This is a genomic window from Actinoplanes philippinensis (genome assembly GCF_900113015.1).
Classification (GTDB): domain Bacteria; phylum Actinomycetota; class Actinomycetes; order Mycobacteriales; family Micromonosporaceae; genus Actinoplanes; species Actinoplanes philippinensis.
Genome location: NZ_FONV01000006.1, coordinates 205,837 through 220,178, shown reverse-complemented (window position 1 = coordinate 220,178; position 14,342 = coordinate 205,837). Strand labels below are relative to the sequence as shown.

15 protein-coding genes are annotated in these 14,342 nt (G+C 70.7%); 7 read left to right on the top strand and 8 right to left on the bottom strand.

From position 1 onward, the window contains the following. Positions 1 to 278: 278 nt before the first annotated feature. Positions 279 to 2,834 (bottom strand): ATP-binding protein, encoded by a 2,556-nt coding sequence (locus BM290_RS17275; RefSeq protein WP_143133795.1) that lies wholly within the window; start codon positions 2,832 to 2,834, stop codon positions 279 to 281. 170 nt (positions 2,835 to 3,004) lie between these two features. Here BM290_RS17275 and BM290_RS17270 point away from each other — a divergent pair, with 170 nt between their 5' ends. Then, positions 3,005 to 3,793: a GNAT family N-acetyltransferase gene (locus BM290_RS17270; protein ID WP_093615162.1), complete on the top strand. Its 789-nt coding sequence runs from the start codon at positions 3,005 to 3,007 to the stop codon at positions 3,791 to 3,793. A gap of 47 nt (positions 3,794 to 3,840) precedes the next feature. Here the strand turns inward: BM290_RS17270 and BM290_RS17265 are convergent, their stop codons facing one another. Continuing rightward, the gene (locus BM290_RS17265; RefSeq protein ID WP_093615160.1) at positions 3,841 to 4,674 is read right to left on the bottom strand and encodes a PIG-L family deacetylase; all 834 of its coding nucleotides are present in this window, start codon (positions 4,672 to 4,674) and stop codon (positions 3,841 to 3,843) included. Between the two features lie 182 nt (positions 4,675 to 4,856). On the opposite strand from BM290_RS17265, the gene BM290_RS17260 reads away from it, so the two are divergent. From BM290_RS17260 to BM290_RS51065, 3 genes are all read left to right on the top strand, one after another. Continuing rightward, positions 4,857 to 5,528 (top strand): SMI1/KNR4 family protein, encoded by a 672-nt coding sequence (locus BM290_RS17260; RefSeq protein ID WP_203779209.1) that lies wholly within the window; start codon positions 4,857 to 4,859, stop codon positions 5,526 to 5,528. Positions 5,529 to 5,634: 106 nt separating this feature from the next. Next, complete coding sequence (locus BM290_RS17255; RefSeq protein WP_203779208.1) at positions 5,635 to 6,231, top strand: histidine phosphatase family protein; 597 nt, start codon at positions 5,635 to 5,637, stop codon at positions 6,229 to 6,231. A 228-nt stretch (positions 6,232 to 6,459) separates the two neighbouring features. Continuing rightward, positions 6,460 to 6,696 (top strand): DUF6959 family protein, encoded by a 237-nt coding sequence (locus BM290_RS51065; RefSeq protein WP_373871041.1) that lies wholly within the window; start codon positions 6,460 to 6,462, stop codon positions 6,694 to 6,696. Here BM290_RS51065 and BM290_RS17250 read toward each other — a convergent pair. After that, on the bottom strand, positions 6,674 to 7,204 hold the full coding sequence (locus tag BM290_RS17250; protein WP_093615158.1) for a hypothetical protein: 531 nt from the start codon (positions 7,202 to 7,204) through the stop codon (positions 6,674 to 6,676). The genes BM290_RS51065 and BM290_RS17250 overlap by 23 nt on opposite strands. A gap of 396 nt (positions 7,205 to 7,600) precedes the next feature. Between BM290_RS17250 and BM290_RS17245 the strand changes: the two genes are divergently transcribed. Further along, complete coding sequence (locus BM290_RS17245) at positions 7,601 to 8,359, top strand: DinB family protein (RefSeq protein ID WP_093615156.1); 759 nt, start codon at positions 7,601 to 7,603, stop codon at positions 8,357 to 8,359. A 130-nt stretch (positions 8,360 to 8,489) separates the two neighbouring features. Here BM290_RS17245 and BM290_RS17240 read toward each other — a convergent pair whose 3' ends face one another. After that, a complete protein-coding gene (locus BM290_RS17240) occupies positions 8,490 to 9,266 on the bottom strand; it encodes a hypothetical protein (RefSeq protein ID WP_093615154.1) in 777 nt (258 codons plus the stop codon). Positions 9,267 to 9,631: 365 nt separating this feature from the next. Between BM290_RS17240 and BM290_RS17235 the strand changes: the two genes are divergently transcribed. After that, complete coding sequence (locus BM290_RS17235; protein ID WP_093615152.1) at positions 9,632 to 10,573, top strand: Clp protease N-terminal domain-containing protein; 942 nt, start codon at positions 9,632 to 9,634, stop codon at positions 10,571 to 10,573. Here the strand turns inward: BM290_RS17235 and BM290_RS17230 are convergent. The 3 genes from BM290_RS17230 to BM290_RS17220 form a co-directional block, all read right to left on the bottom strand. Beyond that, positions 10,541 to 10,966 carry an ankyrin repeat domain-containing protein gene (locus BM290_RS17230; RefSeq protein WP_093615150.1) on the bottom strand — a complete coding sequence of 142 codons (426 nt, stop codon included), beginning with the start codon at positions 10,964 to 10,966 and terminating at the stop codon, positions 10,541 to 10,543. The two genes, BM290_RS17235 and BM290_RS17230, sit on opposite strands and share 33 nt — an antisense overlap. A gap of 121 nt (positions 10,967 to 11,087) precedes the next feature. After that, positions 11,088 to 11,603 (bottom strand): hypothetical protein, encoded by a 516-nt coding sequence (locus tag BM290_RS17225; protein ID WP_093615148.1) that lies wholly within the window; start codon positions 11,601 to 11,603, stop codon positions 11,088 to 11,090. Between the two features lie 69 nt (positions 11,604 to 11,672). Then, positions 11,673 to 12,512, bottom strand: a complete 840-nt coding sequence (locus BM290_RS17220) for a YihY/virulence factor BrkB family protein (protein WP_093615146.1) — start codon at positions 12,510 to 12,512, stop codon at positions 11,673 to 11,675. Between the two features lie 87 nt (positions 12,513 to 12,599). Here BM290_RS17220 and BM290_RS17215 point away from each other — a divergent pair, with 87 nt between their 5' ends. Continuing rightward, positions 12,600 to 13,277: a M15 family metallopeptidase gene (locus tag BM290_RS17215; RefSeq protein ID WP_093615144.1), complete on the top strand. Its 678-nt coding sequence runs from the start codon at positions 12,600 to 12,602 to the stop codon at positions 13,275 to 13,277. Between the two features lie 253 nt (positions 13,278 to 13,530). On the opposite strand, the gene BM290_RS17210 is transcribed toward BM290_RS17215, so the two are convergent. Continuing rightward, positions 13,531 to 14,340, bottom strand: a complete 810-nt coding sequence (locus BM290_RS17210; protein ID WP_239143447.1) for an SAM-dependent methyltransferase — start codon at positions 14,338 to 14,340, stop codon at positions 13,531 to 13,533. Positions 14,341 to 14,342 lie beyond the last annotated feature (2 nt).

The following is a 14,342-nucleotide window of genomic DNA, read 5'->3' as shown; positions in this document are numbered from 1 at the left end:
GTCGTCGACAGGGCACGGCGGCACGTGCTGGTCGGTGACCCGACCGACGGCCGGCCGCTCCCGCTCAACTTCGACGGCGCCACTGCGGCCCAGGCCACCGGGCTGCCGGGGATCGGCGGGCCGGCGCTGTCAGCCGTCGCGAACACCGCCTGCGCCGCAGTCGAGAGCCGAAGCGTGGTGCTGGCCCTGCGCGCGGAACCCGCGGGGTCTCGCGTTCCAGGTCCGCTCTGCCGGCACAGCGCCTCCCGCCACGTCGCGGGAGGCGCTCACGATCGCGTTCAGCTCAGCGGCAGGGCGGCGGGCCGGCCGGTGTCGGCGGCGTCGGGCAACGGCAGGCCGGCGTACGGCAAGGTGATGATCATGCGGGTGCCGCCGCCCGGATTGTCGGCGGCCCGGATGGTGCCCTCGTGCCGTTCCAGCACCCGCTTGCAGATCGCCAGCCCCAGCCCCGTACCCGTGTAGGCCTTGGTGTGTGCCGCGACGCGGTGGAACTGGTCGAAGACGTGGGGCTGCTCCTCGGCGGGGATGCCGATGCCGCGGTCGGCGATGGTGACGCAGACCGCCGCCGGATCGCCGCCGGGGTGATGCGCGTCGATGTCGACCCGGGCCGCCTCACCCGCCCGCGTGTACTTCAGGGCGTTGCCGATCAGGTTGTCGAACACCTGCCGGATCATGCTGGCGTCCGCGGCGACGACCGGCAGCGGGCCGACCCGGAACCGCGGCGGCGGCGCCGAACCACGCCCGGCGATCCGCAGATGGGTGGTCCGCTCGGCGATGATGTCGGCCACCACCGCCTGCAGGTCGACCGGCTGCAGGTTGATCCGCGCGTCGCGGGCGGTGGCGTAGGCGAGCAGGTCGTCGATGAGCTGCTGCATCCGGTGCACCCCCACCCGGATCCGGGCCATGGTCGGCAGCATCGACTCCGGCGCGACACCGTCGGCGAGATCCTGCTGGAGCAGGTCGGCGTAGCCGGCGACGACCATCAGCGGCGCCCGCAGGTCGTGCGCGGCGACACCGGCGAACGCGGCCAGATCGGCCTCACGCTCGCGCAGAGCGGTGATGTCGTAGGAGGAGCCGACCGCGCCGATGCGCGCGCCGGTACGGTCCAGCAGCGGCTGCGCGTTCAGCACCACGGCCCGGGTCTTGCCGGTCGCAAACCGGATCATGGCCTCCAGGCGTACGTCGTCCGCGCCCCGCAACACCCGCGGCACCGGCATGTCGTCGGGCTCGATCACGTGCCCCTCCAGATCGGTGACCGTGATCCCCACGCTGACCTCGTTGATGTGCCGGCCGCTGAGGCTGGGCTGCCCGACCCGCGCGCCACCGGTGGCGTTGGTGTGCACCAGCATGCCCCCGGTGTCACAGGTGATCACGGTGATCTGCAGCGCGTCCAGGACCTGCGTCAGGTAGTCCTTCTGGGCGGCCAGCTCGTCGCGGGCGGCCTCGATCGCCGCGGTGTCCGCCCGCCGGGCCGTCACGTCGTGGAACACCGCGACCGCCGCGGCCAGCCCACCCCGCAACCGGATCGGCCGGGCGGACACGCTGATCATGATGCCGTCCGGATGGGTGTCGTTGCGGATCAGCATGTCGACGAGATCGCACTGCTCCCCGGCCAGCGCCCGGACCAGCGGCAACCGCTCGGTGGGGAACGGGCCGCTGCCGTCGGGCAGGAACATGCCGTAGTGCGCCTGCCAGTTCTCCGCGCCGTTGCGGTCCTCGGCGATCCCCAGCATGCTCCGGGCCGCCGGATTGTGCAGCAGGAAGTCACCGCTGTCATCGACCACACCGACGCCGTCGCTCATCGCGTCGAGGATCGTGGTCAACAGGAACGCCTGCTCCCGGGCGCGGGTCTCGGCCGCCGCCAGATCAGCTGTCGCCTGCAGGACCGCGCGCCGGGCCCGGGCCTGACCGGTCGCCAGCACATGCACCAGAGCGGCAAGGACGAACCCGAGCGCGAGTACGGCCACCGCCACGACCCGGGGCAGCGCGGTGGACCCGATCAGGTCCCGCCGGGACGCGTCGATCCGCAGATACCAGGTCCGGTCGGCGACCTGTACGGTGCCGAACCGGGTCATGCCCGGATCCCCGGCGCCGCCGCGCGGGTGGGACGCGACGTTCGGCACACGCTCCTCGGCCGCGGTGAGCAGGCTGACCCCGCGCAGCCCGTCGCTCAGGTTCGGCAGCACGGTGCCGAGGAAGTCCTCGCTGCGCAGGCCCATCACCACCCACCCGCGGAACTCGCGTTCCCCGGACCGCCCCGGCAGCCCGAGCACCGGCGCCGCCATGGTGAACGACAACTGTCGCAGCGGCGCGGGCACCGACTGATCGACCACCAGCCGGTACGGCTCGGAGACCGCCGGCTGCCCGGTGTCGTGTGCGGTGCGCAGCGTGTCCAGCAGCGGCTGCGACTGGGTGGCGTCCACGCCGGTACGGGTCGCCGGCGCCTGGTCCAGCGAACGCACCATCATCGCGAAGATGTGCTCACCCGACCCGACCGGCTGCAACCGCAGACCGACGGCACCCCGTGACCGCCACAGCGCCTGTGCCGCGGCGATCTGATCGTCGGCGACCGGCAACAGATAGGAGACGGCGGTCGCCCCGGACAGCCGCATCTCCGCGAGCGGGGCGCTCAGCTGCTGGAACTTCGCCTCGGTCAGCACATCGTGCGCGCCGGTCGCGGCGGCCACCGTGGTCACCGCGTCGACATACCGTTTGACCTCGGCCTGCACCGCCGCCGTGACCTGACTGGTCCGCCGCTGCAGCAGCCGTCCCGCCGTGTCGTCGTCACCACGGGTCATCGCCGCGAACGTCGCCCCGGCGATCAGAACAGTCACTACGATGACCGCGACGGTCAACGCCCCCGCGGAGCGCAACCGCGCCGCCACCGCGTTCGTTGCCGTCACCCAGTACCCATCGTCAGGTCTGCGGGCCCGCTGAGCGTGGCGACCGTCCCGGGCAGGCCACCGAATCGGGCTCGTTGCCCGCACCGGGCACGATGTGCCCCATGGCAGACATCGCCGCGTTCCTGGCCGCCTACGACGCACAGATGCGCCTGCCGTCCGGCCCCGTCCCGTCCGGCATGGCGTACGAGCACGACGGCCCGGTCCTGCGCATCGTCGGCGGCCACGTGGGCCGGATCCGGGCGCCCCGCGACATCGGCGTCACCGGCGTGGCCCTGGACACGCTGATCCGTCGCCAGCGCGACTACTTCGAGGCGCGCGGTGAGGGCGTCGAGTGGAAGGTCCGCGCCCACGACCTGCCTGCCGAACTCCCGCAACGCCTGGTCGCGGCCGGGTTCGTACCCCAGCAGCCGTCGACGGTCCTGATCGGTGTCGCCCGCGAGGTGGCCGCCGACCCGGCCCTGCCCGCCGGGGTGGCGCTGCGGCAGGTCCGCGAGCCCGAGGATCTGCGCCGCATCGCCGACCTGCAGACCGCGGTCTTCGGCGTCGACTGCTCCTGGGTCGCCGGCGACCTGGGCGCGCGGGTGGCGGCGGATCCCGGCCACATCAGCATCCTGGTCGCCGAAGCCGACGATCGGGTCGTCTGCGCCGCGATCGCCGTCTTCGACCCCGGCATCGACTTCGCGGCCCTCCTCGGCGGCGCCACCCTGCCCGCCTGGCGGGGCCGCGGCCTGTATCGCGCGATGATCGCCGCCCGGGCCCGGGAAGCCGTGACCCGCGGTTACCCCCTGCTGCACGTCGACGCCTCCCCGGCGAGCGCCCCGATCCTGCAGCGCTGCGGCTTCCACAGGATCACCACATCAACGCATTACGACTGGACCCCGCCAGACTGAGAACGCCGCACCCTAGCGGGCCGGGGTCCTCCCGGCGGTCGGACCGCTCAGCGCAGTCCAGCGAACAGATCGTCCTCGGGTAGCGGCGCGCCGGTGGTGTCCCGTACCCGCACGAATGTCTCGACCCCCATCAGGTCGGTGAAGCGCTCCTTGCCCATGCGCAGGAATGCGATGTTCTCGCTCTGACTGGCGTGCGCCGCAAGCGCGTCGTACTTCTGGGCGCCGAACGCCCGCGTGTCCACCCAGGTGGTGATCTCCGCATCCGGCAAGCCGATCTGCGGGGGTGGGGCGTCCTCGGTCATCTCGGTCTCCGCCCAGTCGACCCCCAGTTCGCGCAGCGCCTCGCCGAGCGCGGCCATCCCCGAGTGCGGCGCGGTGGTCCAGTACACCTTGGCCGGCACGTCGGTCAGCGCGACCGCGGCCATGGTGACGCGGTGCGCCTGGATGTGGTCGGGATGGCCGTAGAAGCCGTTCTCGTCGTAGGTGACGACGACGTCGGGTCGGTACCGCCGGATGAGGCCGGCGAGCCGGTCTGCCGCCTCGGCGACCGGCACGCCCCAGAACGAGCCGGGTGCGTCGTTGCTCGGCCACCCCATCATCCCGGAGTCGGCGTAGCCGAGAAGTTCGAGGTGCGTGACCTTGAGCGCGGCACAGCTCGCCTCGAGCTCCTCGCGGCGCATCGCGGCGACCGCCACCGGATCGTGCCCCGGCGCACCCGGCTTGATGCCGCCCGGACCGTCCCCGCAACGCCCGTCGGTGCACGTCACGAGCACTGTCGTGATCCCCTCCGCGGCACAGCGGGCGAGGACCCCGCCGGTGCTCGAAGCTTCGTCGTCGGGATGGGCGTGTACCGCCATCAAGGTGAGGGATCGATCAACCATGCCGACACCCTACGGCTACCGGCTCCCGGCCGGACTCGCTCGCCGCCCGAGCGCTGCTGGTTGCCAGACGCACGGCTCGCGGCCTCGGCGGTCACGCCTCTCAACCGGCGTTCATGACTGCACGCGCGAGTGGTTGATGCACCTCCGGCCGAGAGGTCCGTCTTGAGGTCTATGGTGTCGCGGTGATCATCTCGGACTGGTCGGACGTGCCCGATCGCCTGGCCTCACTGTCCACCCAATCCCATGCGGGAACGCTTTTCGGAGCCAACGACCATCAATGGCGACGGGAACCTCCGATCACCGAGAACGAGCTGGCCGAATTGGAGTCGCAGCTGGGTGTCGAGCTGCCCGCCGAGTACCGGACATTTCTCCTGCAGGTCAGCCGTGGCGGCGCCGGGCCCGCATACGGACTGTTCCCGCTGCGCCGCGTCGAAGGCCGTTGGCGCTGGGAGGGAGACGGCGCGGACATGACCGACATGGGTACGTTGAGCCGGCCGTTTCCGCACACCGAGGCGTTCAACCCGGCGGAGGGCCTGCCCGAACCACCGGACGAGGACGACTTCGAATCCGAAGAGCAGTTCAACGCCGCCGAGGACGCCTATTGGGAGCGGCACGACGCCGTGGTCTGCGCGCCCGAGCACTACATCGGGTTGCTCTACCTGTGCCACCTCGGTTGCGCCTACCGTGAGGCGCTCGTGATCAGCGGGCCGGCGCGTGGGCAGATGTGGGCGGATGACACCGCCGGCGACGGCGGACTCCGCCCTCTGCGCGAGCCCGACGGCAGCCCGACGGGTTTCGCAACCTGGTACCGCGGATGGCTCAAGCAAGCAGAGGAACAAGCCCGAGCCCGGTGACCACGATGCCGAGCCGGCGACTTTTTCGTCGTACCCGCCTCTCCGGCATGTGTCCGCCCAGGCAGCATGTGAGTCAGTTGATCTTGGCCTGGTCTGCGCGAATTTTATGCGCGAAGGTAGCGATGACGGTGATGTGTTCAGCATGTCGGATCATGCTGGAGTGAACCTGCTTCTGGTGCGGCATGCGATGCCGGCATTCGGTCCCGACGTTCCCGCTCCGGAGTGGGAGTTGAGCAGCGAGGGCCGGTGCGAGGCCAGGGCGCTCGCGCGGGTGTTGCCGCCGGATGCGCTGCTGGTCGCGAGCCGTGAGCCGAAGGCGCGGCAGACGTTGGAGCCGGCCGGCTCGGTGTACACCGACGCCCGGTTTGATGAGGTGGCACGCGACGAGCCGTACGAGGGTGATTTCCGGGCACGTCGGCGTGCATATGTGACCGGCACGGACTACCCCGGCTGGGAGCCCCGCGAGCGGGTGGCGGCCCGATTCGCCGAAGCGGTGAGCTTCTGGGCCGCTCGGGCCGAGGAACGACCGCTGGTCATCGCGAGTCATGGCATGGCCATGACCGTGTGGCTGGCCGCGACTGTCGCCCTCGCGGACCCGGGCGCCTTCTGGGCCGACCTTCGCCTACCGGACCTTTTGACCGTCGACATGGCCGCTGAGCAGGTATCCCGTTCCGGGTCCGCCGACCCTCCGCCCATTCCCTGAACCCCGTCCCGGTACACGCCGCGCGGATTTTTCTGTCCTCTGCCGGAGGACCGTTCAATGCGTTGATCATCGCAATGGGCTCCGAGGCTGGAAGCATCGGTGTGAGGATGACGGCTGCATCCCAAGGAGAGGGGCGGCCGCACTCAATTCGGCAGTTCAGCATTCCGCTCGGTATCGGGAAGCAGCTCGGCTGGCCGCCTGGGTTCGGCGGGGTGGGATCATCGCCGAGTGGGCGACGAGCAGGGGCAAGTTCTAGCGAGCGGTGGGAACATCGCCGTGACTCATCTCGCCGGACGGGCATTCCCCGGCGTGCACATCCAAGGCGACACGTTCGCCAACCTGCGACAGCAGCTTGTCGATGTCGCACGTCGGTTGCGTCAAGATCCCAGCGATTCGGAAGATTCCGGCGCTACGCCGCCGTGCTGCCCGGCGGGTGGGGTGATCAGCCGAGCTGGTTCGCGGTGATGCGGACCAGGTGCCACAGCCCGGCGCTCAGCGTCGCGGTGACCGCCATCGCGAGCAGTACCTGGGGCCACACGTGCCGAAGGCGTCGGGCCGACACCAACCACGCGAGTACGGCGAGCGGAACGAGGATCTCGACCACTTCTGTGACAAGGACTCCGCGGGCGAAGGAGGCATCCGGTCCGTCGACAGCCCACAGTCGCCAGGGTGGTGCTGCGACGATCTGCAGCCAGCCCTCGCCGGACAGCAACCCGCAGGCGGCACCGGCGGCCAACGCGGCGTTCGGCATCGGCGCGATGCGCGCCAGCCGGCCCAGCACGCCCAATAGCGGTCCGGCGGCCATCGACACCAGCAGCCAGGCCGCGGTCATGACCGCCAGCGAACGCAGCCCGTACCAATCTGCCGATGATCCGTCCGCCGGCGTGCCGCCGCCCCAACGCCGGCTGATCACGAGAATCAAGAGGTAGTAGACGAGAGTGGCCGAGACCAGCAGTGCCGTCGCATCCCTCACCGCACTGCGGCGATCCGGGGCCGTGCTTCCCGCCACCAATGCCGCTGAGCCCCAGGCGAGGCCGCTGCGCTGACCAAAGCGATCATGACCTGCCGGGCCGTGCCGTCAACGGCGTCGACCGAGAACGCCAGCAGACCGAGCACCGCCCCCGCCACCACGCTCATCGAAGCTCGACGCGGGGGACGTCGTACAACGACGTTGACCACGCACACCCCTCCCCGGCCGGCCACCGCACCAAAGTCAACCATCACTACAACGATCCGCGCCTTTCCGCATAGCAGGCGCGATCAACGGCAGACCGGCCCCGACAGCCCCCGCACCTGGCCCCCGCACTGGGTCGTCCCGAACGTGGGCACGGGATAGACGCGGACGAGACGACTACGCCAGACTGCTGCGATGCCCGCCGACTACACCAACAGTGAGCAGTTCCGTGGTGCCCGTATCCACCTGTCCGACCTGGCCGGCCTGGAGATCCGCGACTGCGCCGTCACCGGCCTGAAGATCGTCGACTGTTACGGCAGCGACGTCTACCTCGGCGGCGACTTCACCCGGCTCGTCGTCAACGATGTCGACGTGACCGCCTACGTCGAAGCCGAACTCGACCGGCAGCACCCGGCCAGGGTGCTGGCCCGCGACGCCACGACCCCCGACGACTACCGGGCCGCCTGGCGGGCCATCGAAACACAGTGGGCGGCGACCCTGGAGCGCGCCCGGCAGCTGCCCGAAGCCACCCTGCACGAACGGGTCAACGGCGAATGGTCATTCGTCGAAACGCACCGGCACCTGCTGTTCGCCGGCGACGCCTGGCTCGGCAACGCCGTCCTCGAAGAACCGGCGCCGTACCACCCCCTGGGCCTGCCGGCCGGCGGGACGCCACCCGAGGAGGCGGCGAAACTCGGGCTCACCCTCGACGCCACCCCCACCCTCGACGAGGTGCTCGCGGCGCGGCGCGCCCGGATGGCCACGCTGCGCGCCATTGTCGACGGGCTCACCGAGACCGACCTCGACCGGGTGTGCGCCCGCAAGCCAGGCGACCTGTACCCCGACCGGGAATACGTCCTACGCCGCTGCCTCAGCGTGGTGCTGAAGGAGGAAGCCGAACACCACCGCTACGCGGTCCGCGACCTGGCGGCACTGCGCGCCGGCACAGGGTAGATCAGAATCCGAACGAGGTGAACGACGGCGGATCGACATGACGGCGACGGATCCGGCAAGCCACGTCCGCCACTCACGAGAAGTAATCGCTGAACGTGAGACGGCGCCCGGATCGCTGCATGTGAGGACGTCACCTGATCCGGCCGCCTTGGGTGACCAGCCACTCACCGGTCTCCCAGTCCGATGGGCCGTCGTCAACGCGGAAGCAGAGGTCGAAACGGATTTCCAGGTTCGGCCAGCTGTGCTGGACGAATACTGTCCGGAAGAATTCCTCAAGGCCGGGAATGGCGATGCCGACGGGGTCCGGGAACAACTGCTCCAGTTCGGTACGGGTCAGAGTCGTCCAAAGCGCGATTTGCCATGTGGTGTACGGGTTCCAGGTGTCGTGCACGAGTTCGAAGCGTGGTTCCCGGCCGACGACGAAATCATGTATGTCATTTTCCAGTTCCATACCGGTCGACGGCAGGACGAACGGCCACGGCTCTCCGGGGTAGCGGTACATAGCCGCGGAGGCAGCGATGTCCTGCACCAAGCAGTCCCACTCCTGGGTGAGGACCACCTGGGCCGGCAGGTTGACGCCGGTGTGGTCGATGCGCTTGACGCTCCCAGCGAGACGCTCCGCGAGGTCGGCCAGTTCCACCCGGTCCCGGTCGGGGACGAGGTCGCTTCCCAGCACGCCGATGGTGCGGCCGATGTCGAGGGTCACCTCCGGCGCTGACCGATCGACCAGGCGGAACACAGTCACCGGGAGAGCGGCTGACGGCGCAGGCGGGGTCAATGTCAAGGAGTCAGTGGGGCTGCTCGTGGCATAGGCGACGTCAGCGAGAAGCGTGCGGAGGTCGCTGATGAATTTTTCGGATAAGGGGGTGGCAGGCAGGCAGAATGCGATTTCCGTCAATCGAGCCATGCCCGCAACCTAGCAAATTGGGGACCGGGCGGACGACCTCAACTCCGCAGATCCGTGTGGTTCAGCGCTCCTCCGGCCTCGCCGACGGTGAACCTGGGACGTGGGGCGGCTGGCAGTGCCGCTGACGCCTGGATTGGTGCGACATGTCGGCTCCCGTTCGCGCTCGCGTGTCAGGGCTCGGTCTGCCCGCCGTCGCGCGTCGCTTTGGGGGCGGCCGGCTTGCTCGAGTCCGTGGCATGGTCTCCGGCGACCCGGCACGAGGGCCGGTCGTACCGCCGGTATATCCGCGGGTATAGGTGGGCGGCCGTGAATGTCGAACCGTGAGCAGAGTCGGTGGAAAGCGGTTCGGATCTAGCATTTTCGGCATGGCCCTCGAATTCAGTCCCACCATTCGTACCGCCAGCGCCCTCGATTTCGCGGCCGCTTTCCACGACGTGATCAGCACCGCGCATCTGCTGGCCGGGCTGGTCACCGCGGCGCCGGCCGTGGCGCGGATCCTCGACGTCTTCGACGTGACGCCCACCGTTGCCGTTCATGTGGTCCGGGAGGACGACAAGGAGTGGGACGGGACGGACGGCGCCGCACGGCCGGACGCTGAACTCGTACTCCCGAAGGCCCTGAATCTCACCGACGGCGCGCGGGCCGCCCTGCTGCACGCCGCCCGCCTCGCCCCCGATCAGGAATGCCGGCCGGAGACCCTGCTGCAGGCGATTCTCGACGACGACCAGGCGCGGGCCGCGGCGATTCTGCGGGCGTGCGGCATCGACCCCGCCACGGTTCGCCGGGTCGCGGCCGGCGGGGACCTGCCGGCGCGGACCGATCCGGTGAGCGCCGACCTGCGGCCGGTCCGGGACCGGATGATCGGCCGCGACCGGTTCCGTGGCAACGGCCTGCGCGCCTTCCTCTTCCAGAAGATCTTCAAGAATCCCTATCCGTACGCGGCCGCGCCGACCCTGTGGATCTCGCTGGAGTCGGAGCAGATCGCCCGGCAACGGGGTGGCGCCCGGCGCACCGACGACGTGCTGATCGCGATGCTCGCGACATACCGGGTGGCCGCCGCCTACCCGCATCTGACCAGGAACAACGAGCAGGGGTACGACGGCAGCCGCGCCCTCGCCGAAGCGGGCCTGGACCATCGGCGGCTGGCGGAGGCCGCTACCACCCTCGACCTGGGTGACGACGCGGTCAGCGCGAAGGCCCTGCTGACCCGCGACGACTGGCCCCGCACGACCACCGATCTGCTGGCCCGCCTCACCGCGAACGACGACACCCGGTCAGCGCGGCTGCTGAAGGCCCTGCGTGCCTGACATCAGGTCGAGTGATTGCTGGTGGCTGCCGGCTCGCGCCCAATCCAGCGCCGTCATCCCGTGTCCGCCGTCCTCGCGCAGCCGGGGGTCCGCGCCGGCCGCCAGCAGTTCCCGGACTGCCGCGTCGTGACCCCAGCAGGCGGCGGCGCACAGGGGCAGCCCCTCGTCGCCGGTGCCGCTCTCCCGGTCGGGGTCGGCGCCCGCCGCGGTGAGCACCCGGACGTTCTCGGCCACGCCGTGCACGGCGGCCCGGTACAGCGGGGTGGTCCCGGCCGCGTCCGGCAGGTCGGGGTGGGCGCCGGCCCGGAGCAGCCTGATCACGTCGAGCGGGGTTCCCCACATGGCCGCCTCGACCAGGTTCCGCTGCAGTTTCTTGCGCCGGCGCCGGTTCACCGCGCCATTGTGCCGCCCCGGTGCCAGCGGGTGAGGCCGGCGGGGTGAACCGGACGCCGCGGCGGGCGCGGTGAGCGGGATGCCGCGGCGGGCGCGGTGAGCCGGACGCCGCGGACGGCTGTCAGCGGGTGAAGCCGGGCAGGGGGACCAGCACGCCGTCGGGGCGGGGCTCGGCCAGGACGGTGAGGTCGCCGGCGATCCAGTGCGGGGTGAGGCCACGGCCCGCCGCCAGCACGTCGCCCGTGTCCGCGGGGGTGTCGCGCGCGATCACCCGTACGATATCGGTCTGGGAAAAGATCTCACCCACGGTGACGTCGCCGGTGATCGCCGACCACCCGCGGTAATGGATCGCCCGGCCGGACCGGCCGGCGGCGTGGGCGGAACCGGCCGCGATGGCGGCCTGCATGAAGGCCGTGCCGGCGACCTCGGCCGGGAGGGCGAGCCCGGCGGGCAGGGCCACACTGATCGCGACGTGCGGGAACGGCAGTTCAGCGGGGTGGGTGCAGGCCTGGGCGGCGGTGGGCAGCCGCAGCGCGCGGATCCACGCCTCGGCGGAACGTTCGGTGAGGTGTCCCAGGCTGACGCCGAAGTGTCGTAGCGTGCGCTCCAGCAGCGCGGACCCGGTGGTGACGGTCATGGCACCTACGGTGGCGGCCGCAGGAGAACTGCCGGTGAGCGGGACACGATCGGCACATGAACGCGTCGATCATCGTCGGGCGGCCAGGTCGGTCGTGCGGCCGACGGTGCTGGTGGCGGTGAGGGCGGCGGCGAACAGCAGCACCTGGTTGACGGCGTTGAGGAAGACCAGCAGGCCGACCGAGCCGGCGACCAGCGCGTACACCGGATTGGCCTCGACCGCCCGGACGTAGAAGCCGCCGATCGTCTTGAGCAGTTCGACGGCCACGCCGGTCAGCAGGGCGGGCCCGATCAGACGGCGCCACGACATCCGCACCCGGGGCAGCCCGGCCAGCGCGCCGCACGCCAGAACGGTGGTCACGCCGCCGGCGGCCACGAACCCGACCACCTCGAGCGCCACCCGCGACAGGGTGTCGCCGGCGTCGGCGACCTCGGCGATCCGCCCGGCGACGACGGTCGTCGCGTAGGCCACCGACACCGACACGACCAGCAGCACCGCCAGCCCGGCGAGAACGGCCAGGTCGGCGAGGATCCGTCCGATCAGCCGGCCCGGATATTCGGGCAGCTCCCAGATGCGGCGGATCGACGACCGGAACGCGTCGGTCCAGAACCATCCGGTGACCGGCAACCCCACGAAAGCGACGACCCCGACGGTGGTACGGGCATCGCGCAGCGCCTGCACGTCGACACTCGGCAGGTCCTGGGCCAGGTAGTGTTCCACCGCGCGCAGCACCTCCGGGTCGTCCAGGACGAACCCGAAGACCGCGAAGCCGGCCAGCCACGCCGCGAAGGTGCCGAAGAACGCGTAGTACGTCACCGCCGCCGCGAGCCGTCCACCGTCGGCCTCGTCGTAGCGCCGCGCTGCCCGGACCACATGGGCGGCCCACGCCCGTACCCGCCCATCCGTCACGGTCGCCTCCCTTACCCAGCGGCGGGTTGCGCCGAACAGATCAAGTGCCGCAAGGTACTGCAGGAGTCAGCCCACGGATGGAGCCGCATGCCGCCCGAACCCTTCGTTCTGCTGTCCGACCGCCGGATCGACGCCGTGGTGGCGGGCGAGTCCGGTGAGCCCCTGGTGGATGTGGGTGCGGTCCCGGAGCTGCGGCTCGACCGGCGTTACGCCGACGCCGACGGGGCTTTCGGCCACCTGCGTGACGGGGTGGTGTCGCGGCTGCTGGACGCGCAGGCCACCCTGCCCGGTGGCCTGCGGTTCCTGGTGATCGAAGGTTACCGCCCGCTGGACCGGCAGCAGTCGATCTTCGACGGCTACCTGCGGGAGCTGGGCGAGCGGCACCCCGAGTGGGATCCCGAGCGGGTGTATGTCGAGGCCACCAAGTTCGTCTCGCCGGTGCACGTGGCCCCGCACAGCACCGGCGGCGCGGTCGACCTCACCCTGTGCGCCGAGGACGGCGCCGAGGTCGACATGGGCACCGAGGTCGACGCCACACCGGTGGCCAGCGCCAACGCGTGCTTCACCGGCGCCGGCAACATCTCCGGCACGGCGCGGCGGCACCGGGAGATCCTGATCACGGCGCTGACCTCGGTGGGGATGATCAACTATCCGACCGAGTGGTGGCACTGGTCCTTCGGCGAGCGGTACTGGGCGTTCACGACCGGCGCGGACCGCACCCGATACGCTCCGATCCGGCTCCCGGCCGCCGCCGTCCCCCGGTAACGGCGGCCAGGGGACTGGCGATGAAGGCAGGTGGCTTCGTTCGCGAGACCGGGGTTCTGTCGCTGGAAGTGTGGCGGTACCCATCGATGATCGATTTCTACAGCAGGTCAAGCATGGTATCGATCCGTGCTTCCAGGACGTATCGGCTCGAGTGTTCAAGGAATCGGACGACGTTCTCTTCAGAGATCCGTCCAGCCACCGTAGTCTCGGAAGTCACTGTGTGAACCGGATTCCTGGTTCCGAGCGTCGCCTCCTAGCGTTTGCGGCCGACCAGCGCGTTGCACATCACGTCGGCGGCCGGCGCGCGGCCCGGGTCGTCGTTGTGCCAGTCGGCCACCGACACCACGCCCGGCTCGGCGATCTGCACCCGGGAGTCGAACAGGGCCCGGAACCGGTCGCCGTCGCGCGGGACGAACCGGCCGTCGCGGTTGGATTTCTGCAGCTCGGCGACGACCTCGGCGGGCGTGTGCTCCCAGGTGGCGTGGCTGGCGGCGACCCAGCTGCCGGCCGGCAGCCGGTCGAGCAGCGTCGCCACGACACCGTCGGGATCCTCGTCGTCGCGGACGAAATGCAGCACCGCGACCAGCAGCAACCCGACCGGCTCGGTCAGGTCCAGCAGCGCGTGCAGGTCCTTGTGATCCAGGATCGCGGCCGGATCCCGCAGGTCGGCGTCGAGGTACGTGATCGTGCCCGGCGTCCCGGACATCAGCGCCCGCGCATGTGTCAGCACGAGCGGGTCGTTGTCGACATACACGATCCGGGCCCTCGGGTCGACGGCCTGGACGATCTCGTGGGTGTTGCCGGGCGCCGGGATGCCGGTGCCGATGTCCAGGAACTGTCGAACCCCCTGCAACGCGATGTGCCGGGCGGCACGGCCGAGGAAGGCCCGGTTCGCCAGCGCGGCGGTCCGGATCGACGGCATCACCGCGGCGATCTGGTCACCCGACTCCCGATCCGCGGCGAAGTGGTCCTTGCCGCCGAGCCAGTAGTTGTAGCGGCGGGCGGGATGCGGCCGGCTCGAGTCGATAGATGGTGGTCTCGCCTCGGCTGCACTGTCCGTCACCA